Origin of the sequence: Coleofasciculus sp. B1-GNL1-01 (assembly GCF_040220235.1) — a bacterium.
In the GTDB taxonomy this organism is placed as follows: Bacteria; Cyanobacteriota; Cyanobacteriia; order Cyanobacteriales; family Coleofasciculaceae; genus Coleofasciculus.
In genome coordinates this window covers 52,637-75,271 of record NZ_JAVJTO010000060.1, presented here as the reverse complement: position 1 = coordinate 75,271, position 22,635 = coordinate 52,637, and the positions used below count along the sequence as shown (strand labels likewise).

General features: G+C 48.1%; 20 protein-coding genes. 7 read left to right on the top strand and 13 right to left on the bottom strand.

Annotated elements, in window-relative coordinates:
* Positions 1 to 246 (bottom strand): hypothetical protein (locus RID53_RS15285; protein WP_446388920.1); only part of this gene is annotated, 246 nt, incomplete at its 3' end.
* Between the two features lie 123 nt (positions 247 to 369).
* Here RID53_RS15285 and RID53_RS15280 point away from each other — a divergent pair.
* From RID53_RS15280 to ureE, 3 genes are all read left to right on the top strand, one after another.
* Positions 370 to 858: a DUF4168 domain-containing protein gene (locus RID53_RS15280; RefSeq protein WP_446388919.1), complete on the top strand. Its 489-nt coding sequence runs from the start codon at positions 370 to 372 to the stop codon at positions 856 to 858.
* Between the two features lie 124 nt (positions 859 to 982).
* Positions 983 to 1,474 (top strand): DUF4168 domain-containing protein, encoded by a 492-nt coding sequence (locus tag RID53_RS15275; RefSeq protein ID WP_446388918.1) that lies wholly within the window; start codon positions 983 to 985, stop codon positions 1,472 to 1,474.
* Positions 1,475 to 1,506: 32 nt separating this feature from the next.
* Positions 1,507 to 1,944 (top strand): urease accessory protein UreE, encoded by a 438-nt coding sequence (ureE, locus tag RID53_RS15270; RefSeq protein ID WP_446381182.1) that lies wholly within the window; start codon positions 1,507 to 1,509, stop codon positions 1,942 to 1,944.
* A 46-nt stretch (positions 1,945 to 1,990) separates the two neighbouring features.
* Here ureE and RID53_RS15265 read toward each other — a convergent pair whose 3' ends face one another.
* The 6 genes from RID53_RS15265 to RID53_RS15240 all read right to left on the bottom strand — a co-directional run bounded on the left by RID53_RS15265 (position 1,991) and on the right by RID53_RS15240 (position 9,359).
* Positions 1,991 to 2,860 carry a methyltransferase domain-containing protein gene (locus RID53_RS15265; protein ID WP_446388917.1) on the bottom strand — a complete coding sequence of 290 codons (870 nt, stop codon included), beginning with the start codon at positions 2,858 to 2,860 and terminating at the stop codon, positions 1,991 to 1,993.
* A gap of 370 nt (positions 2,861 to 3,230) precedes the next feature.
* Positions 3,231 to 4,016 carry an ABC transporter ATP-binding protein gene (locus RID53_RS15260; protein WP_446388916.1) on the bottom strand — a complete coding sequence of 262 codons (786 nt, stop codon included), beginning with the start codon at positions 4,014 to 4,016 and terminating at the stop codon, positions 3,231 to 3,233.
* Between the two features lie 224 nt (positions 4,017 to 4,240).
* Entirely contained in the window at positions 4,241 to 5,287 is a 1,047-nt protein-coding gene (locus RID53_RS15255; RefSeq protein ID WP_446388915.1) for a FecCD family ABC transporter permease, read from the bottom strand.
* The gene (locus RID53_RS15250) at positions 5,284 to 6,318 is read right to left on the bottom strand and encodes a FecCD family ABC transporter permease (protein ID WP_446388914.1); all 1,035 of its coding nucleotides are present in this window, start codon (positions 6,316 to 6,318) and stop codon (positions 5,284 to 5,286) included. The genes RID53_RS15255 and RID53_RS15250 overlap by 4 nt, the downstream gene beginning before the upstream one ends.
* Positions 6,319 to 6,443: 125 nt before the next feature.
* A complete protein-coding gene (locus tag RID53_RS15245) occupies positions 6,444 to 7,505 on the bottom strand; it encodes an MORN repeat-containing protein (RefSeq protein ID WP_446388913.1) in 1,062 nt (353 codons plus the stop codon).
* Positions 7,506 to 7,589: 84 nt separating this feature from the next.
* Positions 7,590 to 9,359, bottom strand: coding sequence for a TonB family protein (locus RID53_RS15240; RefSeq protein ID WP_446388912.1), 1,770 nt, complete (start codon positions 9,357 to 9,359; stop codon positions 7,590 to 7,592).
* 459 nt (positions 9,360 to 9,818) lie between these two features.
* Here RID53_RS15240 and RID53_RS15235 point away from each other — a divergent pair, with 459 nt between their 5' ends.
* Positions 9,819 to 10,469 carry a MotA/TolQ/ExbB proton channel family protein gene (locus RID53_RS15235; protein WP_446388911.1) on the top strand — a complete coding sequence of 217 codons (651 nt, stop codon included), beginning with the start codon at positions 9,819 to 9,821 and terminating at the stop codon, positions 10,467 to 10,469.
* Positions 10,453 to 10,854, top strand: coding sequence for an ExbD/TolR family protein (locus tag RID53_RS15230; protein ID WP_446388910.1), 402 nt, complete (start codon positions 10,453 to 10,455; stop codon positions 10,852 to 10,854). Before RID53_RS15235 ends, RID53_RS15230 begins: the two co-directional genes overlap by 17 nt.
* Positions 10,855 to 10,872: 18 nt before the next feature.
* On the opposite strand, the gene RID53_RS15225 is transcribed toward RID53_RS15230, so the two are convergent.
* From RID53_RS15225 to RID53_RS15200, 6 genes are all read right to left on the bottom strand, one after another.
* The gene (locus RID53_RS15225; RefSeq protein WP_446388909.1) at positions 10,873 to 11,616 is read right to left on the bottom strand and encodes a thioesterase II family protein; all 744 of its coding nucleotides are present in this window, start codon (positions 11,614 to 11,616) and stop codon (positions 10,873 to 10,875) included.
* Between the two features lie 52 nt (positions 11,617 to 11,668).
* The gene (locus RID53_RS15220; protein WP_446388908.1) at positions 11,669 to 13,756 is read right to left on the bottom strand and encodes an acylase; all 2,088 of its coding nucleotides are present in this window, start codon (positions 13,754 to 13,756) and stop codon (positions 11,669 to 11,671) included.
* Between the two features lie 73 nt (positions 13,757 to 13,829).
* Positions 13,830 to 15,158, bottom strand: coding sequence for an MFS transporter (locus RID53_RS15215; RefSeq protein ID WP_446388907.1), 1,329 nt, complete (start codon positions 15,156 to 15,158; stop codon positions 13,830 to 13,832).
* Positions 15,159 to 15,192: 34 nt separating this feature from the next.
* Positions 15,193 to 15,366 carry a (2Fe-2S)-binding protein gene (locus RID53_RS15210; protein ID WP_446388921.1) on the bottom strand — a complete coding sequence of 58 codons (174 nt, stop codon included), beginning with the start codon at positions 15,364 to 15,366 and terminating at the stop codon, positions 15,193 to 15,195.
* A gap of 133 nt (positions 15,367 to 15,499) precedes the next feature.
* Entirely contained in the window at positions 15,500 to 15,706 is a 207-nt protein-coding gene (locus RID53_RS15205; RefSeq protein ID WP_446388906.1) for a hypothetical protein, read from the bottom strand.
* Between the two features lie 405 nt (positions 15,707 to 16,111).
* A complete protein-coding gene (locus RID53_RS15200; RefSeq protein WP_446388905.1) occupies positions 16,112 to 16,357 on the bottom strand; it encodes a hypothetical protein in 246 nt (81 codons plus the stop codon).
* Here RID53_RS15200 and RID53_RS15195 point away from each other — a divergent pair.
* Positions 16,337 to 21,679: an amino acid adenylation domain-containing protein gene (locus RID53_RS15195; protein ID WP_446388904.1), complete on the top strand. Its 5,343-nt coding sequence runs from the start codon at positions 16,337 to 16,339 to the stop codon at positions 21,677 to 21,679. The two genes, RID53_RS15200 and RID53_RS15195, sit on opposite strands and share 21 nt — an antisense overlap.
* A gap of 39 nt (positions 21,680 to 21,718) precedes the next feature.
* Positions 21,719 to 22,585, top strand: a complete 867-nt coding sequence (locus RID53_RS15190; RefSeq protein WP_446388903.1) for a TauD/TfdA family dioxygenase — start codon at positions 21,719 to 21,721, stop codon at positions 22,583 to 22,585.
* Positions 22,586 to 22,635: the final 50 nt, after the last annotated feature.

Here is a 22,635-nt window from a genome sequence, read left to right as displayed (position 1 = left end):
TAGGCAATAGGCAATAGGCAATAGGCAATAGGCAATAGGCAATAGGCAATAGGCAATAGGCAATAGGCAATAGGCAATAGGCAATAGGCAATAGGCAATAGGCAATAGGCAATAGGCAATAGGCAATAGGCAATAGAAATTTTGTCTCCCAGCTTCCCCAGCTTCCCCAGCTTCCCCATCTTCCCCAGCTTCCCCAGCTTCCCCAGCTTCCCCATCTCCCCCAGCTTCCCAACACCCAACACCCAACACCCAACACCCAACACCCGACACCCAACACCCGACAGCGGAACTTCTATCCCCTAAAATAGTTCAGGAAAAACAAGCCCACTCTGGGTTTTGTTGTGTACTGTTTAATTATTTGCGATCGCTATGATCACGTCCTACTGTAATCACCCTCATTTGCCTCGGTTCTCTCGTCCACTCATTGTAGCTGCACTAACCAGCTTAGGTTTACTGTCTGGGTTCATTCCCGAACTGTCGCGACAGTCCCTAAGTTTGGACTTCAGCCGTGCTGTCTATGCTCAACAAGCTGTTAGCGAGGCGGAGGTTAGCAACTATGCTAGAGCCGTTTTAGCCATGGAACCCTTGCGCCAAGTTGCCTATAACGAAATTAAAAAAATCGTAAATGGCAACATTCCTGATATCCAGTGTCATCGAGCAGAAACCATCAATCAACTGCCGTCTCAGGAAGCGCGAAAAATTGCCAATACTTATTGTAACCAAGCGTTAGCGCTGGTGAATAATTATTTAACCCCCTCCCGATTCAATCAAATTACACGTCTGGCGGAAAAAGACAGTAATTTACGACAGCGGATTCAAGATGCATTACAAAGACAGCAAGAATCGAGCCAACGATAAGCCCCTCTTGTGGTACAATAATGCTCGGTAAGGAACTCTAGATATAAGATATAAGCAAGAACCCTGAGTTTTACTAAGTTCCTGAGTTCAAAACGGTCAAAACCTGTCAAAATAGAGCTACACTTTGCCGTTGCTACTTGAATCGGATTCCATGCCCATACAGGCGCGATCGCGAACCTATAGGATTTCCTGGACGAGTTGTGTAACTGCACTCGCCCTCATTCTCTCTGGATGTTCCTCTAACTCCACTCCAGAGGCAAGTCCGCCTATCTCCCCATTGCCAGCCGAAACCATCACCGAAGAGGAAATCAGAAATTACGCCAAGGCACTTCTGGCGATCGAAAATAGCCGTCAAATAGCCTTCAGCGAAATTCAGCAACAGATAAACCAAGACCAGATTCCTAATATTACCTGTACCCAACCCGATTCCCTCAAAGAACTCCCCTCTGATGTCCAAGGAATTGCCGTCAACTACTGCAATAAAGCCAAAGAAATTGGCGAAAGTCAGGGGTTCAACATGGCTCAATTTAACGCCATTACTAATACAGCTCAATTAGACCCCGATTTACAACGGCAAATTCAGAATCAACTGATTCGCCTGAAACGGTCACTTTAGCTTGCACTTTAGCTTGACAGATTGGGCAACTTATGCTGACGTTGACGCAACGCTTGAACTCAGCGACAAAACTCTCCGCTAATTTTACACTTTCCCTCACCGCCGAGGAACGCACCCGGACACGCTACCGCTTTGAAACCCCAGAGGGTCAGGGTTTGTATCTGCGTTTACCGAGAGGGACAATTCTCAATGATGGGGATTTACTCCAATCTGAGACAGGTGAGATAGTGGTGCAGATTGCGGCGAAACCCGAACCTGTTTTAACCGTTACCTCTCCCCATCCCCTAAGTTTACTGCGAGCCGCTTATCACCTTGGTAATCGCCACGTTCCCTTGGAAGTCACTCCCCACTATTTACGCTTGTCACCTGACTCCGTTTTACAGGCGATGCTGAATCAGTTAGGCGTGGATGTGAAGCCAGAAATCGCTCCCTTTCAACCCGAAATTGGGGCGTATCACCATCATAGTTGAACCGTTCCGAAAAACCTATTCCGCACCTCCTCGCCACCGGGATAGGTTAATACAACGTTATAGCTGACGGTTTCTGAGCAGAGAGTACACCAAACCGAATCAAACCCCGCCGATACCCCCGACTCATTAACCCCAACGATAGCGCCGCTTGCACTGTACCCCAACCACTTCTGAGTAAACCGATTAACGCTTGGGGTTCAAAGGCTGAATCAATGACAATATCCCAAAACGGTGCGACTGCATCTGACCAATCATCGGTGCGAATATCCGCAAAAGATAACTCACGGGCAATTGCAGCGTACTCTGGCAATGAAATCACATAAGGTAAACAGTAAACCTGGTAAATTTGCTCTAAATGCTGCTTTTCATCTGCCGTTAACTCTCCCGTGGCTGGTGTAATCGGACGATGACACCATGTCGCCATCAGAAATGTCCCCCCTGGTTTCAGAACCCGGTAGCATTCTGCCAGAAATTTCTGCTTATCGGGTAGATGTTCCCCACTTTCTAACGACCAGATAAAATCAAAACAGTTATCCGCAAACGGCATATCCAAGGCGTCAGCCACCTGAAACTCCACCGCCGTCTCTAACCCTGTCTCCTTTGCCCGTTCTGTTCCTCTCGCCGCTTGGACGGGACTCAGGGTAATCCCTTGTACTTTAGCACCAAACCGTTGGGCTAAGTCCAGAGAACTCCCGCCAATCCCACACCCCACATCTAAGATGTTCTCGGCGTGCTGCACATCACCCCAATTCAGCAGTTCGTCAATTAAATCAATTTGCGCCTGACGCCGACCTTTTTTCTCACGACCCAGCGAACCATAATAACCATGGTGCATGTGTTCGCCCCAAACCTGTTCCCACAGTCCGGAGGAGGCGTCGTAAAACTGCTGAATTTGACGCTGAAGTGTTGAACTCATTAATTGTCCTTGGTCATTGCTTTTTCCCTATAAAGAGTGTAAATCAAGATTTGAAGCTGATGTTCGGCGCACCGACCAACATTCACAAAAAATAGACAAAAAAAGACCCCCGCCATGTCAGCAGGGGGTGGGTAATCACTTCCACATCAGGGTAACAACTATGATTAAATGTATCGAACAATTGTGAAAAAAAGGTGAAAAGTCAAAAAAAACCCTCAGATATTGCCTGAGGGGACTATGTAGGAAGGAGCATAATCCTTTATATCTCTGAAGTCTGGGAACCTATGCAGTTATTATTTTGATAAAGTAACCACAAAGCCTTACAAATGACGAATGACAAATGACGATCTCCACTATTGTGTCCACCTACTTACACCCAGCGACCCATTGGTACACACATTGGTGTCCCCGCTACCGGGTCAGGCACAATCCGACACTCCAAACCAAACACTTCACGCACCATCGCCTCCGTCACCACTTGCATTGGCTCTCCTTTGGTATAAACTTGACCCTGCCGCACGGCAACCAGATGATTGGCGTAGCGACACGCCTGATTCAGGTCGTGCAGTACCATAACAATCGTCCGTCCTTCGCTCTGATTCAACTCATACAACAAATCCAATACCTCGACTTGATGCGCCAAGTCTAAGAACGTTGTCGGTTCATCCAATAGCAGAATCTCCGTATCCTGAGCTAGTGCCATAGCAATCCAAGCTCGTTGCCGTTGTCCACCAGAAAGCGTATCCAATACTCGGTCTGCCAGTTGGGTTATCCCGGTAATGAAAAGCGCCTTCTCCACCAGGATTTCATCCTCTTTTGACCATTGCTGCAACCAGTTTTGGTAAGGATAACGACCCTGAGCGACCAAATCTCGAACCGTCAACCCCTCCGGAGCTACTGGACTTTGGGGGAGAATTCCCAGTCGCTTCGCCACAGCTTTTGTTGAGCGCTGGAAAATATCAGTTCCGTCTAGGTAAACTGTACCTGCACAAGGCTTGAGCAACCTCGCCAGTCCCCGCAACAGGGTTGATTTGCCACAGCCGTTTGGTCCAACTAAAGCCGTAATCTTCCCGACAGGAATTGCCAGGTCGAGGTTCGTGATCACAGGTGTTCCATCATACGCCAGAGATAGTCGGCGAGTTGACAATAAGCTCATTTGGTTATCGGTCTAAAGCGGGACATTTTGGTTAGGAAAGGGAACAGGGAACAGGCAATGGGCAATGGGCAATGGGCAATGGGCAATGGGCAATGGGCAATCGGGAATGGGCAATAGGTAAGGTAGAGTTTTGAGTTCACCTCCCCTATCTCCCCTATCTCCCCCAGCTTCCCCCGCTCCCCCTCACCACAACACTTATTCAGCAACCCCTAAATTAAATAGGGTCATCGCTTGCGGTTGCGAACCAGCAGATAGAGAAAATAAGGGGCACCGACAGCAGCAGTAATCGCACCACAGGGCAACTCGATGGGCGCAAAGAGTATTCGTGCCAACCAATCAGCCAGCACAATAATTAGTCCACCCATCAGCGCGGCTGTTGGCATTAACCCCTCATGATTGGGTCCAACCAACTGACGTCCCAAGTGCGGTGCCATCAATCCCACAAAGCCAATCGTACCCGCCACAGCCACAGCCGCACCCGCCATTGCCGCACTCATGAGCAATAACAAACCCCGCTGCCATTCCACTCGCGCCCCCAGTCCTCTGGCAAGATCCTCTCCCAGGGAGAGGGTATTCAGTTGCATCGAAAGCGCTAACGACAGGGGTAAAAACACCGCCAGCCAGGGGAATAATGCCCCAACATGCTGCCAACCCCGTCCGTAGACACTTCCCGCCAGCCAAACTAATGCTTGACTGACACTATTAATTTCTCCGAACGTGACCATTAAATTCGTCAAAGCCCCTAGGATAGCGGCTATCCCGACACCGACGAGAATTAACCGGATGGGAGAACTGCCCTTATCCCAAGCCAGAAGGTAGATCAAGATAGCAACAACCAACGCCCCAGCAAAGGCAGACAAAGGTAGGGCAAACAGCGGCACATCTGGAAATAAAACGATTAAACTAACAGCCGCTAAACTCGCACCCGCATTCACCCCAATGATGCCGGGATCGGCTAAGGGATTGCGTGTAAGTCCTTGCAAAATCGTCCCAGAGATGGCTAATCCTACTCCTACCCCAAAGGCGACTAACGTTCTGGGCAACCGCAGCACATTCACAATAAAGGCATAGTCGGAGTTATCTGTCGGCAACCCCACAATCGTTTTTAAAACAGCCAATGGTGGAATAGGATATTCCCCTTGTCCCACATTGATAACGATCGCCAAGAGAGTCACCAAAACTAATAGGAGGAGTACGGTTGGTACGCGCCGTTCTAAACGGAACGATATCGGCAATAGTCGGGGACGAATAATCAGCCAGCTTTTTCTCATCGTCTCACCTTGAACCGCGCTAGATAGATGAAGAACGGAGCGCCCACTAGAGCAGTCATGACACCCACGGGCAATTCTTGAGGACTAATCAACACCCTGGCAGTGATATCGGCGATCAAGAGTAAAATGGCACCAAAAACGGCAGAATAAGGCAGAATCCAGCGATAATCAACACCCACTAAGAAGCGGACGATGTGGGGAACCACCAGACCAATAAATCCAATCGGACCAGCCGCCGCGACAGCGCTCCCTGCCAGCAAAACCACACTCACGGCGGCGGTTAGTTTCACCCATAGGGTTTGTTGACCCAAGCTTTTAGCCACATCGTCACCCAGGGTTAGGGTGGTCATTTGTTTCCCTAAGGCAAACGCGATCGCTAATCCAATGCCGATGTAAGGCAGTACTTGTAAAAACAACGTGAAATCCCGACCTGCCACCGATCCAGCTAACCAGAAGCGGATTTCATCGAGGGTTTGTTGGCTAAGGATGAGGATAGCAGTGGTGAGTGAGGACAGTAAGGCAGTCAATGCCGCACCCGCAATCGTCAGATTGAGTGGAGTCAGTCCCCCTCGCCCCAGAGATCCGAGCAAATAGACGGTGATTGCCGTAACACCTGCCCCCCCAAAGGCACACCAAGCATAGACACTCAGGGAAGATGAACCGAAGAGGAAAACAGCAATGACGACTGCCATTGCCGCACCCGCATTAACTCCCAGGATTCCCGGCGACGCTAAAGGGTTGCGAGTTAATCCCTGCATCAGGGCACCTGCCACCGCAAGGGCGGCACCCACTAGCATGGCAATCAGCGATCGCGGCAATCTGACTGTGCGGATAATCAGGTGATCGGTAGAACCATCAAAGTCGGTTAAAGCGGTATAGACAGTATCGAAGGAAATATCGGCGGCACCATAGGTAATGCTTGCCACCAAGCTGATCAGTAGAATGAACAGACTCAGTGACAAACCCACGGCGAGTAAAAGGCGCGATCGCCCCCTACTTTTCCCTCTTACCGTAGCAATCTCGCTTGCCAATCGCTTCTTCCTTTAATCAATTATTGCCATTTCAACTCGAAAGGGTTTAGATTTTAGGTTCTAGGTCTTAGAGAGTTATGAATTCATAATTCATAACTTTCTATCACCTATTCCCCATTCCCAAACTAATTTTTCATTTCCCCATTTTCCCAATTTCCCTCCACACGGGTTCCGTCAGCGAAAATATAGACACCTTCTCCCTGCCTTTGTCCATTGCGGAATTCTCCTTCAAAGCTATCCCCACTGGCATAGTTACAGACAGCTTTGCCGTTTAACTGACCCTCACTGAACTGTCCTTCGCAGCGATCGCCATTCGCAAACGTATAAATTCCAGTGCCGTTGAACTTACCGTTACTAAACTGTCCTTCGTAACGATTACCATTGGCGTCGGTGAAAACACCTTCGCCGTTAAATTGACCGTTACTGAATTGACCTTCGTAGCGGTTTCCATTAGCGAAGACGTACACCCCTTGACCCTCGGGTTTGCCATTACTAAATTCCCCTTCGTAGCGATTACCATTGGCATAGTCCCGAACCCCTTTGCCACTGAACTGACCATTACTAAACGTTCCTTCGTAGCGCCCCCCCTCAGAGAAGGTGTAGACTCCTTGACCGTTCGGCTTACCATCACTCAGTTCACCTTCATAGCGATCGCCATTCGCATAGTCGCACACCCCCATCCCATTAAGGCTACTGTCTTGAATTTCCCCTTCACAGCGATCGCCATTGGCTAAAATAAAGGCTCCTGTACCGCTAGGATTGCCATCCGTAAACTGTCCCTCATAGCGACCGCCATCGGCGCTAATATAGGCTCCCGTGCCATTAGGCTGACCGTCCTTAAACTCCCCTTCATAGCGATCGCCATTTTCGTACACCCGGACTCCTTTGCCATTGGGTTGGTCGTTGCTAAACTCACCTTCATAACGACCGCCATCAGCAAAGGTGTAAGTGCCTTGACCTTTCTTGTTGCCATCGACAAAGTTTCCTTCATAGCGATCGCCATTTGCGTATTCACATACGACCTCACCGTTGAGGTTACCGTTGCTCATTGGTCCTTCGCAGCGACCCCCATCGGGTAACGTGACGACACCTGCTACTGCGATCGAGGGATTGATAACGTGGCTGGCAATATCTACACTTGAGGCAATGAGTAAGGTTATTCCAAATCGTCCGATTGTACGAAGCATTAGACCAATACCTCCTTTATTGAAATAGATGGGGCTAATTGTTGAGTTATTTTTAGAGATTGCATCTAGCATTGGATTACATTTTTACTCTGTAGGTTCGGGAGGGGGTAATTCTTCCACCTGTTCTAGGCGTTCGCGTTCAAGTTGTTCTTGACGTTCTTGTTCCAGGCGTTCTTGTTCGAGTTGCTCTTGACGCTCTTGTTCTTGACGTTCCCGTTCTAGCTGCGCTTGACGTTCCCGTTCTTGACGTTCCCGTTCCAGCTGCGCCTGACGTTCCCGTTCTCGACGTTCCTGTTCTAGCTGTTCGGCGCGTTGACGGGCTTCCCGTTCAAAGTCAGTTCCCTCCTGAGCAAAACTAATTCCCATTCGTACTCGACGGCGGTTACCTTGTGCTGGACAACTCACACTTGTTACCGTTTCAAGGGCAGCTTGATTAACGGCAGGATAGGGGCTGGGTTCCACGAGCTTCGACTCGATGACCTGACCGCTTCCATCGACAATTAATTCGACAACGGGTCTCGCTTCGATACCTTGATTGGCTAGTGATGATGGAAATTCCGGCTTGCTTGTCGCCACGCAACCTGCTGCTGAGGAAACGGGGAGTGACTCAGAATTGCCTGCGGGTCGCGTGGGTGCTGAGGGATTGGTTGCTACTGCGCCTGGGGAGCCAGGGTCAGCCATTGAGCCACCCTCACTTGATGAAGCTCGTTCGGCAGAACTGTCACCGCCCAAGCTTTCTCTCAATTGCTCCGAACCCGAGGCGGAGCCGGGAAGTGGTTGGGAACTACCACTGGGTCGCGTCGGGGCTGAGGGATTGGTTGCCACTGCGCCGGGCGAGCTAGGGTCAGCCATTGAGTCGCCTTCACTTGATGAAGCTCGTTCGGCAGAACTGCTACCGCCCAAGCTTTCTCTCAATTGCTCCGAACCCGAGGCGGAGCCGGAAAGCGGTTGGGAACTACTGCGGGGTCGTGTAGGGGCTGAGGGATTAGTTGCCACTGTTCCTGGCGAGCCAGGGTCAGCCATTGAGTCTTCAGCACTTGGAGATGTCGATTCTGAAGGGCTACCGCCTAAGCGCTCTCTGATTTGCCTAGTAATCTTTGATGCATCCGAAAGTATTCCAGAAACTCCTCTGGGTTGTGGGGGGGCTGAGGGATTTGTTGCCACTTCACCTGGGGATGTGGGGTCGGCTTCAGAGGCGTCATCATTGGGGGACGCGGCTGATTCTGTCGTCGTTGGTTCGCTTAAGCGTTCTCTAATGTTTTCTACGTCTGAGTCAGTCTGAAGCGGTTGGGAGTTGTTCTCTGGGCGGGGTGGTGCTGAATTATTAATGGCGACGGGTTCAGGTGGTGATAGGGGATCAGGTTCTGAGGGTTCACGAACGGGTTCTGAGGGAGGTGTAACAACGGGTCTGCTTTCCCTTGTCGGTTCAGTGGGTGGCTCTACTGAGGTGGGTGCAGGTGGCGTTACGGGTTTTTGAGGTGTTGCTGGTATAGCGGGTACGGGTTGCTTAACGGGTTTTTGAGGTAAAGCGTCAGCCCGTTGCTGCGGTTTAATTAGCTCTGGTATCTGGGTTTTGGTCGGTTGCGGTGGAGTTGGGGTTTCAACTGCCTTTGGTTTTGGCTTTGGAGTCTCTTTTAGAGGTTGTTCTTCTGGTTTAGGTACTTCAGGTTCCTCCACAAGTATGATTTCAATAGGGTCTTCGGCAATTTCTGGTCTTGTTTCCCAAGCCCAGCTTATGCCAAGAGCCAGCACTATATGCAGCACCGCACTCCCGGCAAAGCTATAGATGAGAAACTTTTTGAGAGCCTCTTGTTCCTTTTTGTGCTGCTCTATACAGAAGCTCGATATGCTCATACGCTACGCACCTTTCCTGATTACTCAAGCGCCTATCGTCTCAACCACTCCAGATTATTGCATATAAGTTGCATTAACGGTGAAACAATAAATGAACTTGGCAAGTATAACATGACAAACCTAGTCACGAATATCCACAAAATAGTTTTGATAGTTATTTTCAACAAATTTGCTTAAAATATAACAATTGACTCTCCCTGTCAAGTAGGAAAAGTTCCGGTAATCGTAGCAGTTAGTCCCTCCAAGAGTCGCTAAACGCCCTATTATAGGGTGGTTTTGTCTAGGTAAGCGATCGCTAAATGTCCTGGCGACTCTTGAGTAACGAAAAATATTTCGCTCAACACCTTGACAAGGAAACCGATTTAGCAATACATCTATTGAAAATAATTATCAGCTTGTACTCTCACGGTACGCCGGAAAGCTGGCTGAGCTTGTTGAATCACAATTGCAAGAGAGGCTATGCCCATTATTCCATTTTTCCAGGCAGGCGGAATCGTCGCTTGGCCCCTACTCCTATTTTCCCTGGCGGCAGTCGCCCTGATTGTAGAGCGATTGTTTTTCTGGTTTCGGGTCACTCGTCGGCAACGCCGAGTTGTGAGAGACTTTCTGAAGGTTTACCGAGAAAAGCCAGACGCGGCGGTTAACTATCTACAGCAGAATGCTGATTTGCCGATCGCCAAAATTTTTCTCGAAGCGTTAGAACTCGATAACCCGAACCCGGAGGAATTCCGTCTGGCTTTAGAGAGTGCAGCGCAGGCAGAATTGCCAACGTTGAAGCGATTTAATACCGTGTTTGATACGATTGTTGGTATTGCTCCTCTCCTCGGTCTTTTGGGAACAATTTTGGGTTTGATCACAGCGTTTTCTTCGCTGAATATTGGTGATGTTGGGGGAACCCGCACGACGGGAGTCACGGGAGGAATTTCCGAAGCTTTGGTTTCAACTGTCATGGGGTTGGTTGTGGCAATTTTCACCCTCTTTTTCGCCAATATATTCCGAAGCTTTTATCAGCGACAACTGGCGTTGATTCAGGAATATGGCGGTCAGTTAGAACTGCTTTATCGTCGTCAATATGAGCAAAGGAGAGAGGTTTATGCGGCTTCCCGATGAGTCAGAGAAGCCAGGAGAAATCAACATCGTGCCGATGATCGATGTGATTTTCTCGATTTTGGCATTTTTCATTATTTCGACGCTATATTTGACCCGTTCAGAAGGGTTGTCGGTGAATTTACCGGATGCGACAACTGCCCAAAATCAGCCGAGTACTGAAATTACGGTTACGATTCAGCCGGATGGAGAGATTGCACTGAATCGCCAGTCGATTGAATTAGAGGCGCTTGAAGAAGCGGTTCGCGCTTTAGTTGTGCCGAATAGTGAATCCCTGGTCATTGTCAATGCTGATGAAAAAGTCGATCATGGTCGGGTGGTAAGTGTGATGGATCGGTTGCGTCAAATTGAGGGAACCAAATTAGCGATCGCTGCTCAGAGACAGTAGAGGCGATCGCACGCTTTGTCAATGACAATTCTCGGCAATAATTGGCAACAGCAACCTCTCGGCTGAATGCAAAAAGAAGTGATCTCCAGGCAACATACGCAGTGAGAATGCAGCTCTAGTCTGAATCCGCCATCCGTCCAAATCATCCCAGGTCGCTTCTGGATCATCCGAACCCCCAAAGGAGGAAATCGGACAATTCAGGGGTGACTTAGGGGTGTAAACATAGGTTTCAAGCACCGCAAAATCCGATCGCAGGATAGGCAGAACAAACTGCATCAGTTCGGCATTCTCTAGCACAGCTTGGGGTGTACCATTGAGACGGCGTAACTCTTCGAGGAATTCTGAATCAGGTAGTTCATGGATGGGGGGATCGGGATCAGGAATTTGCGGGGCGCGACGACCGGATATAAACAGGTGAACCGGATTTAATCCGTACTGTTGACGTAAATAATGAGTCAGCTCAAAGGCAATCAATCCTCCCATACTGTGACCAAAGAAAGCAAAGGGTTGGTCTAAATAGGGAAGCAGGGATTGCGCGATCGCCTGAACGAGGGGCTGTAATCTGGTAAAAGGAGCAAACCGTATCTGCTTTCCCCGTCCAGGTAATTCAACAGGACAAACCTCCACCGTTTTTGGTAGACTATCACTCCACGTCCGAAATATCCGAGCAGCACCTCCAGCGTATGGAAAACAAAACAAACGTAAGTTTGCCTGGGGATTGGGTTTAGGATAGGTAACTCCAGGGACAATGAGGTAATCCATCTTCTAGAAATCTATTCAATTTTGCAACAAACATTGAACTTCAGATGTAGTTTTATTCCACATCAGTAAAGACCTGGCGGGTAGCCAAATGAGATTCTATTTCCTGGCGCGATCGCCAAATCGGTCGCAACTGTTTCTTGGCAAACAGCTCTAGCTGATCGCCAACATGGGGTGAGTTGGGTTGAGTGGCATTCCCGTAACTGGTGAGTGCCATCGCCCGGACTGGATTAGAAAACTCGATCGCGGCAACATAGGAATCCCCACCAATGGCTTCAAAACGTCCATCTTCTAAAGGACTAAACCAGAGGTTGCGAAAAATATCAACGTCACCTCCATTGGCTGGTAAGTCTAAATTACCAGAGCGTAGCCGGAAAACGTCTCCCCAAGGTACGTCCAGTGTTCCATAGGTTGCTATAACCCTTTGAGCAGCGGCTTCCAAGGCTGTCACGGCACTAACTGGATCGGCAAGACCATTGGGTGTAGTTAATGGCTCTTGCTCATTCCAGGGAACAGCAAACAAGTTCGAGAAATCGACTTCTTCATTCCAGAATGCAAACAGGACTGCACCACGACTATCAGATTCTGTTTTACGATCCCAGGTTTCCAGTACATCCGCCGCGTTTTTCCCTACCTCTCCACCGTGTTGCCGTGCCGCCGTAATCAGATCGTCCAGCAGACGTTCGGCTAGTTCTACGTGGGTCGAGTGTTTGTACTCAACCATTGTCTCAAAGGAAATCCGTTCATCTGACTTGAGCATTTTCGCGGAGTGTTGCGCCCGAAACTCCATAGGACCTCGCGGCACCATGTAAGCAGGATAATCATCGGGTTTAAGGGGTGCTGGAAACGTTGTCGTCCAGGGGGGGTCGTTTGCATTCTGTAACCAACCGCTTTGGGGATCGAGGACGCGAGGCAGATCGGCGTAGGGGTGAAATTGAGTCCACAAGGTAGTCGAGGTGTCGCCAGGAATAATGCCTGACCAGTAGGCATAATCGCCCTGTGAGCGCACTGGCACTTGACCATTAAACAGGTGCATGATACGCCCCTCTCGATCCGCATAGATCACCGTGAACATCGGAATTTGCACAGGCTTGATCGCCGCTTCAAATTCAGTTAGATTTTTGGCAAGTCCCATCCTCCACCATTGCTCTAATGCTCCTGGCTGGTCAAGACCAACCACACGTAAGGCAAGGGCTTTACCATCCTTCTGGGCGATAACCGGACCATGGACAGAACGTTGTACAGTCAAAGGTTTTTCCTGTAGAGTCCCATCAGGCTGCTTAACGTTCAGCGTTTGTGTTTCGGTTTCAAAGGCGCGACTTTTACCGTCAAAGTGGTAGCCCCCGTCAGCTAAGGTTAGCTCGTAGGCATCCCACCCACTGTATTTGTTGACGGTGTGAGTCCAGCCCAAATCATCATTGAAACCAATCGTTAAAACTGGGATACCGACCAAAGTTGCTCCGTAGGTATCGACACCTGGGGCATTGAGCTGAGCTTCATACCAGAGAAATAAATCCGACCAAGGGTTGTGAGGATTGGCTAGCAGCATAGCATTGCCACTGGCAGAACGAGAAGGTGCGATCGCCCAACCGTTAGATCCTAATGGTTTCTGGGGTGTGATGTTTTGCTTGTTGAATTCTTTAGAAGTATCCTGAGGGTTTTCCCACTCTTCCCTTAAACTGGCAAGAGTCTGGGGTTTAGCAATAAAGGTGAAATTAAGCAAGCGATGGACATGAGCCAGCACATCTACACCCTTGACAGGCAGCACCCCCTTAACCTCATCGTCAATTAACTCAGCATGGTTTTGAGTATAGGCGTTAATCCCAGCAGCAAAGGCATCAAGGTAGTTGCGAAACGTCGGATTTTGTGCATCGTACCATTGCTGGGCGCGACTAGGAACACCCATTGTTCGCACCCACTGGTCAGATTCTACATAGCTTTCTCCCCAGTATTCAGCTGCTCGTCCACGGGCTTGACCGTAGAGGCGCAAGAGCAAGTTACCATGGCTGTGCATTTGCGCCCAACCAAAAGCGTGGAAGAGACTCTGAACATCCTTACCATAAATATGGGGAACACCATAGGTATCCCAAAGGATTTCGGTCTTTTGTCGCCCAGCGACAGAACTGTAGGTGTCTGCAAACATCACCAATAGTGATTTTAGATACATTAAATGACTGGATTGAGGCTTTCTAGAATTCCTCATTTAGAAAAAGCAATTATGCCGACTTCGCCTCGACATCATGATCGGGTAAACTATCTTCTATATCTCGCAACACTGGAAAAGCATAACTACCCAGACAGATAAGGACGACAATAAACGAGAAGAGGGTCAGTTGAAGTGCCATCCCACTACCTGCACCCGTACCAAACACATTCCCCAAGATGGGAGCGAGACTACCCCCGGGCATCATCGCTGGCTCAAAAACATAGTCGGCTAAGGGACCAGCTATCAATAGCCCTAGTGGTGAGATGATTCCTTCGAGAAAAGAACTGGCAGCAAACACTCGTCCCTGCACGTTCGGTTCCACTTTAGACAGCCAGATAGCACTTTCACAGCTATTGGCTAAGGGTTTAAATAAACCTGCGCCAAAGTTGGCTCCCATCCAAATAGAGGGCAAACGCCCTAAACCCAGGAACATTTCACCGCCAAAGACTAACGCTCTACCGATTAACAGACCCTGGATGCGACGCTTGGGTCCTCCCCAAAGACTTAGCAAAATTGCCCCGATTAAACCACCAAGTCCAACGGCTCCTTGGACGCTACCGAGTACCGCCGTATTATTGCCACTGCGAGCTAACATCATCGGTGCAACAACCTCAGATGCTGTATCAACGAAGATATAACTCAGGGCAAAGAGTTGGAGAGCAATGAGACTAGGACGGTTAAACAGGTAACGGAAACCCAACGTCAATTGCTGCCAACGTTTGCCAGTGCTGGCTTGGTTCACTTCACTTGGTTTGGGTTGAGGAATTTTTACGAGGGTTAGCGTGCCGATGGCAATCAGGAAGGTAATGAAGTCAATGATCAAAATGCCGGAAAGACCAATGATGTAGTAGAGTACGCCTGCCAGCGCTGGGGCGAGGACACCAGAGCCAAAGGTCTTCATTGAACCCATAGCACCAACTCTGACGTAATGCTGCTTTGGAACAATTAGGGCTTGGGATGCCGAGAACGCCAGTTCCTGGAGGTAGCCAAACAACCCATTGACAGCACCTGTCAGGTAAAGATGCCAAATTGCCAGATTGCCAGTTAGGAATAGCACAAAAATAATAACTGTGGACAGTCCTGCCATGACATCTCCGACAATCATCATCAGCTTGCGATTCCAGTAGTCAATAATGACTCCAGCGAAGGCAGCAGCGATGAGGATGGGGATTTGGTTAAAAAAGGCGAGTAAGGACAGGGGTGTTACCTCGCCAGTCAGTTGCCACATCCAGATGAGCACAGCAAAGTTCGTCATTTTGGAACCCAGGATTGAGGCGACTTGCCCAATCCAAACGATAGTAAATGTGCGTAGGCTGTTCGGTCGATGCTGTGAGTTCATGGCTATTCTCTGTTCCTAAATAAACGCAAGACATCTAATCAGCCTTAGCCATTGTTTGTCTAATTAGCTCAACCCGCTCTTGTGTTTTAAGCAGAGGGCAACTTTCACAGGCATGGAATTTTGGTGGCATTCGGAACATTAGGCAGCAGGTTCCTCTAATGGTTACTTCGGCAGGTAAATCGGGTTGGCTGAGTTTCTCAGAGCGCATCAGCTTGTAGAGGGGATTTCGATGGGGCATCACAGGACTTGATTTGTTCTCCAGCAGAGCGCTGCGATCGCTGGTTCTTTGCACGTCTGTATTAGGACATGGGGCAAGCCAGTTATACAAAATAGCACAGGCGCTAGCAGCATTTACCCCACATCACACTTTTTGATAGCTTCGTTAGGGCGTTCACCCGCTCAATGACTACTGCTAAGTGGTTGTGAAATAAACCTGTGAATACCGCTCGATGCAGTTCGTCCACGCTACTCACTAATTTGCCTGTGTAGTCTTCCGGGATAGGGGTAGGAAACCGGGGAGCATAGATCACGCTGTTCGGTGAATTCATAGCGGCTCAGGTCTAGTCCGAACATCATTGTTGACGATAATAGCGCTGAACCCTTGTAAGTACGGCAGTAATTTCGTTCGCTTCATTTCTCTCCTTACACACCCAATTGCGCGATCGCGCCATCTAATTTATTGATAACTATTTGCATCAGCAAGAGCTAAACCTAAACTGGCGCTGTTGCCCCTGTCAAGAGAAATATTATGAAGATTTGATAAGGATGGTGATCGGACAGGATTATAATTCTGCCGAAACCCTCTATAGATAAGGCTTTGGGTCTTTTTAGTCCCCTGGGCAAGATTGGGACAGACTAGGGAAGGCATAAATAAATGAAAAATATTTTCGATTAAGGCTTGACGAGATTGAGAAACCTGCTGTACCTTAACAGAGGTTAATTAAAAATAGATATCAATAAGCGGGTGGAAAAACGCCATAGCCGTACAGTGCAGCATAACGTCTTGTGTTGGCACGGCTATCAGGTGAGATGGTCAAACCAGAGCCTTTGGATAAGCTCTTGTCTTGATCACCACAGCGAGTAATCCGTATTGAAATGACCAAACCGATGGTATCGAGTTTGACGGGATTTGATATCGCTGAAATCGTCAGATGCAAAAGTTCAGGGTTGCACCGAGTATGCAAAGTAAACGCATCCAATCTTCAAGCCTTTGTCCAGAAATCCTATTGAATGGTTCAACCTGGGTGGATCTGCTGCGTCAACGAACGCTACACCAACCGAACCAATTAGCTTTCACCTTTTTACCCGATGGCGAAACCGAAGGCGATCGCTTAACCTATGGAGAGTTAGATCGGCAGGCAAGAGCGATCGCTTCTCAACTTCAGGCGTTAGGTTTAAGTGGTGAGTGCGCCCTATTGCTGTATCCACCCGGGTTAGAGTATCTGGCAGCATTTTTTGGGTGTCTGTATGCTGGGGTGGTTGCAGTTCCGGCTTATCCACCTCGCAACCAACGGAATATGCCCAGGATACAGGCAGTTGTGGCAAACGCTCAAGCCGCGATCGCTCTGACGACAACAGCAACCTTATCTAAGGTGCAATCTCTACTTGCTGAAAAAACTGCCCTTGGGGATTTACAGTGGCTGACAACAGATAGTCTGGGGAATGGACTAGAAGAACGTTGGCAAGAGCCTTCAATAACCACAGATACATTAGCCTTTTTGCAATATACATCAGGGTCTACTGGGACACCCAAGGGAGTCATGCTCAGTCATGGTAACCTGCTACACAATGCCGCCATGACGTACCGTCTCATGGAACATTCGCCTCAGAGTAAATTTGTGTCGTGGTTGCCGACGTACCATGACATGGGATTAATTGGGGGAATTTTGCAACCCTTGTATGGGGGATTTCCTTGCATTTTAATGCCTCCGGCGGCATTTCTCCAACGTCCTTACCGTTGGTTGCAAGCCATTTCCCGTTACCAAGGTACAACCAGTGGTGGACCCAATTTTGCCTATGAATTATGTCTGCAAAGAATTACGCCAGAGCAGCTAGAAACCCTAGATTTAAGTTGCTGGGATGTTGCGTTTAATGGTGCTGAACCTATCCGACAAGAGACTTTGGAGAAATTCTGTACCAAATTTGCCCCCTGCGGCTTTCGTCCGGAAGCCTTCTATCCCTGTTATGGAATGGCAGAAGCAAGTTTGATGGTATCTGGGGGTCGAAAAACAGCTCCACCCGTGTTCAAAACGATTCAAGGAGATGCGCTAGAACGCAATCAAGCGATTGAAGCCAGCACCGAGCATCAAAATAAAACAATTTACGCTTTAGTCGGTTGCGGTCAAACCCTACCGGATCAGACAATTCGTATTGTTCATCCTGAAACATTCACCCAATGTCTACCCAATGAGATTGGTGAAATCTGGGTATCCGGTGCCAGTATCGGTTATGGTTATTGGCATCAACGGGAAGAGACCGAAAAAACATTCCGCGCCTATTTATCCGATACAGGTCAAGGACCTTTTTTGCGGACAGGAGACTTGGGGTTTTTGCAGAATGGGGAACTCTTTATTACGGGTCGATTGAAGGATTTAATTATTATTCGCGGTCGTAATCTTTACCCCCAGGATATTGAACGGACAGTAGAACGTAGTCATCCGTCCCTGAGAACAGGAAGTGGTGCAGCGTTTACGGTAGAGGTTGACAATGAAGAACGATTGGTTGTGGTTCAAGAACTGGAGTTTCGCGCCAAACCTAATATTGAGGAAGTAACCGCCGCCATTCGTCAGGCTGTGACTGAAGACCATGAAGTGCAAGTTTATGGAGTGGTTTTAATTAAACCTGGGAGTATACCCAAGACGTCTAGTGGTAAGATTCAACGTCGTGCTTGTAAAGCTAAGTTCTTGGCAGGCAATCTGATTGTCATAGAACGTAGTATCCTGAACGTTGCTGGTTTTGTAGAAACAATTCCTAGTCTTAATCGCGATGCTCTCCTATCTCTTCCACCGGGTGAGGGTCAGTTACTTCTAGAATCTTATCTTCAGAAGTTGGTGGCTCAGGTGATGCAAATAATACCGTCTAAAATCAACCTCCAGCACTCCTTAAGCAGTTTAGGATTGGATTCTTTAAGAGTCTTCGAGTTAAAAAATCGAATTGAAGTTGACCTGGAAGTAACGGTATCGATAGGGGACTTTTTTGAAGGATCAAGTATTACCCAATGGGCGATCAAGATACTAGAACAACTGAAATCTGCCGATTGTATACCATCACTTCCCCTTGAAAAAGCCACGACAGCCACTAATATTCATCCTCTCTCTTTTGCCCAGCAGAGGCTGTGGGTTATTGACCAATTAGAGCCTGGTAATCCGGCTTACAATATTTCATTTGCCATTCGCTTAGAAGGTTCGCTAAAGGTGACGTTATTAGAACGCAGCCTTAATGAAATTGTGCGTCGTCACGAGATTCTACGAACTACCTTTTCTATCGTCAATGGTCAACCCGTTCAAATTATCGCTCCTTCTTTAAGGGTAATTCTGTCGGTCGTTGATTACCAAGAACTTCCGGAATTAGAGCGTGAGTCTGAGGCACAGCGGGTCGCGACTCAAGAGAGTCAGCAACCTTTTGACCTAACCCACGGACCGCTACTGCGTGCCAAACTCGTGCGTTTAGGTCAACAAAAATACAGGCTTCTGCTAACCATGCATCACATTATTTTGGATGGATTGTCGGCAGAGGTGTTCATTCAGGAGATGGTAACGCTTTACAAAGCATTTTTGACCGAAAGTTCTTTGCCTTTACCTGAACTGTCCATTCAGTATAAAGACTTTGTTTACTGGCAACGGCAATGGCTTCAGGGAGAGCAGCTAGAAACCCAGCTTAACTATTGGAAACAACAACTAGAAGGTGTTCCCGCTGTTTTGCAACTGCCTACAGACCATCCACGACCGGCAGTTCAGACTTTTCGGGGTGCAAGCCAATCTTTAGAGTTACCCCAAACCCTAACTGATAAGCTGAAGGCGCTCTCGCGTCAAGAGGGTGTCACCCTATTTATGGTGCTGTTAGCGACATTTCAGACTTTTCTCTACCGCTACACAGGGCAAAATGACATTCCTGTAGGCTCACCCATTGCTAACCGCAATCACAGCGAACTCAAAGAGCTGATTGGTTTTTTTGTCAACACCTTAGTATTGCGTACTAACTTAGGAGGAAACCCCAGTTTTCGAGAACTGCTGGGTAGGGTACGTCAGGTGGCACTGGGGGCTTATACTCATCATGATTTACCATTCGAGCAGTTGGTGGAGACACTTCGACCCCAGCGGGATGTTAGTTATAATCCTCTATTCCAAGTATCTTTTACTCTCCAGAATGCTCCACAACTTGAGGAAATTCCGGGGTTAACCTTAAACCAGTTAAAGGTAGAAAGCCTGACCTCGCAGTTTGATTTAAGCCTGTTTGTTGAAATCAAACCCGGAGAATTGACTGCTTCCTTTGAGTACAATACTGATTTATTTGAGAATGCCACAATTACCCGGATGCTGGGACATTTTAGTAACTTATTAGAGGGTATTGTCGCCAATCCCGACCAACGCCTTTCGGACTTGCCCCTCTTGTCAAAAGCAGAGCAGCATCAACAGCTCGTGGTTTGGAATGATACACAGACAGAATATCCCAAAGATTTCTGTATCCATCAGCTTTTTGAAGCTCAAGTAAAGCGAACACCAGATGCAACTGCTGTAGTTTTTGAGAACCAGCAACTGACTTACCGAGAGTTAAACAACCGCGCAAATCAGTTGGCGCACTATCTGCAAAAGCTGGGCATGGCACCAGAGGTACTGGTGGGAATATGCGTGGAGCGATCGCTGGAAATGGTGATTGGACTCTTAGGTATTCTCAAAGCTGGAGGAGCTTATGTACCATTAGACCCCACCTATCCTCAAGAGCGTCTAGCGTTCATGCTGGAAGATGCTTGCCTGTCCGTACTCCTAACTCAAACCAAGTTCGCGAACGTACTGCCTCAACACAACGCTAAGGTGGTGTGCCTAGATGCCGACGGGCAAGTGCTAGCTCATCAGAGTCAGGACAATCCGAGCAGTGGTATAACCCTTGAAAACCTAGCATATCTTATTTATACCTCTGGCTCCACGGGTCAACCGAAAGGGGCGATGAATACCCACCAAGGCTTATGTAACCGCTTGCTGTGGATGCAGGATACCTATCCATTAACAGCCACAGACAGGGTTTTACAGAAGACACCGTTCAGTTTTGATGTGTCGGTTTGGGAATTCTTCTGGCCCCTGATTGTAGGTGCTCATCTAGTGTTAGCAAAGCCCGAAGGTCATCGAGATAGTACTTATCTTGTCGAACTCATTGCCAAAGAGCAAATCACTACCCTGCACTTTGTTCCCTCAATGTTGCAACTCTTTCTAGAGGAACCCTCTCTGAATGCCTGTAGTAGCATCAAGCGGGTTATTTGTAGTGGCGAAACACTCTCGGTTGACCTGCAAGAACGATTCTTTGCTCGTCTGAATGCAGAACTGCATAATCTTTACGGACCAACGGAAGCCGCAATTGATGTTACCTTCTGGGTTTGCCAGCCGGGTAGCAAAGAGCGAATTGTGCCGATTGGTCGTCCCATTGCCAACACCCAAATTTATTTACTGGATCAGCACTTACAGCCTGTTCCCGTTGGAGTTCCCGGTGAGTTGCACATTGGCGGTATTGGTTTGGCGCGAGGTTATCTCAACCGTCCGGAGTTGACAGCCGAGAAGTTTATTCCGAACCCCTTTGAACATTCAAAATTCAATCGTCTGTACAAAACTGGTGATTTAGCTCGCTACTTACCCGATGGAACGATCGAATTTCTCGGACGTATTGACAACCAAGTGAAGATTCGCGGCTTCCGCATCGAACTCGGAGAAGTTGAGGCGGTATTGGTTAAACATCCAAGGGTGCGAGAAGTCGTGGTTCTCGCACAGGAGGAGGACAGTGATGCAATGCAACTGGTAGCCTATGTCGTTTCCAATAGTGCTGACACTCCTACAACGGACGAACTGCGAAGCTATCTCAAGGAATGGCTGCCTGATTATATGGTGCCTTCTATATTCGTCTTGCTGGAGGCTCTACCGCTCTTGCCCAATGGCAAAGTCGATCGCCATGCCTTGCCTGCGTCTGAAGGTTTACGCCCAATGTTGACAGCGACTTATGAGGCGCCTCGTTCGGAAGTGGAACGTGCGATCGCGACGATTTGGCGAGACGTATTACACCTGGAAAAAGTGGGCATTAATGACAATTTCTTTGACCTCGGCGGTCATTCCTTGTTAATCATTCAGGTTCACAGCCAACTCCGGGAGCGTTTTAACTGGAATTTGTCAATTATAGAAATGTTCCAAAATCCAACGATCAAAACATTGGTGCAATACTTAAGCCAAAAGCAAAAGCAACAGCCTTTTTTTGGGGCAATGCGCGACCGAGTTCAGAAGCAACTAGAAGTCAGCCAGCGACGTAAACCCTTTCACAGATGAAATCTGAAGCCCAAACCCTGATACTAAAGAAAATTTGCCATGATTCAATCTTCATTCTTAAAGACCCAAGAGACTAAAATCATCAAAAATGAGCATAATCTGGGGCTTTTGGGACTCTCAACCGCACAAATCCTAGAAGAGTTTAAGTCCTGTGGATTCATTCTGTTTCGAGGATTTGAGGTTGACGCTCAAAAAATGAAAGCCTTTGCCGAACAATTTAGTTCTAGATTTGTTCGAGATGAAACGAGAAGACGTGTTGATTCTAGAGATGGGTTTGTTGGTTTGGTAGATGGAGGAACCCATTACATTAGTCCCCACTGTGAACACGCTAATTCTCCCTTTCGACCCGATGTTATTTGGTTTTGCTGTGTCGTACCCGTAGCACAAGGGGGTGAAACACTGGTTTGGGATGGCGTGCGGGTGTGGCAGGAAATGAGGGAAGAGTTAAGGACGTTGTTTATTGACAAGAAAATAAGGTTTTTTCAAAAATTCCCTGCTGCCGCTTGGAGACATTTTCTAGGAACAGGCTCTACGCTTGTTGATGTAAAGAGGACTCTTGATGGTCTTGAGGGAGTAAGTTATCAGATTAACCGCGATCAATCCGTTTCTCTTGACTATGTTTGCTCGGCTGTGGTAAAAACTAAATATGGGAATCATGAGGCATTTGCGAATAGCTTAATTTCAGAGTATAAAAATCCCAGGGGAGTCGTAACATTTGAAGATGGTTCACCGATTCCTGAGACAGTTATCAATGGAATTAAGGAAATCATGAATAGGTTAACGGAAAGGATACCGTGGCAATCCGGTGACCTAGCTATGATTGATAATTCAAGATTTTTGCATGGTCGTAGAGCCTTTAAAGATACGAGAAGACGAATTTTGACTACTTTGAGTTACCTTAAGTAAAACGTTAATTCCAGAAAAATCGTTGATTGGCTCAACCCGATAAATAAGAA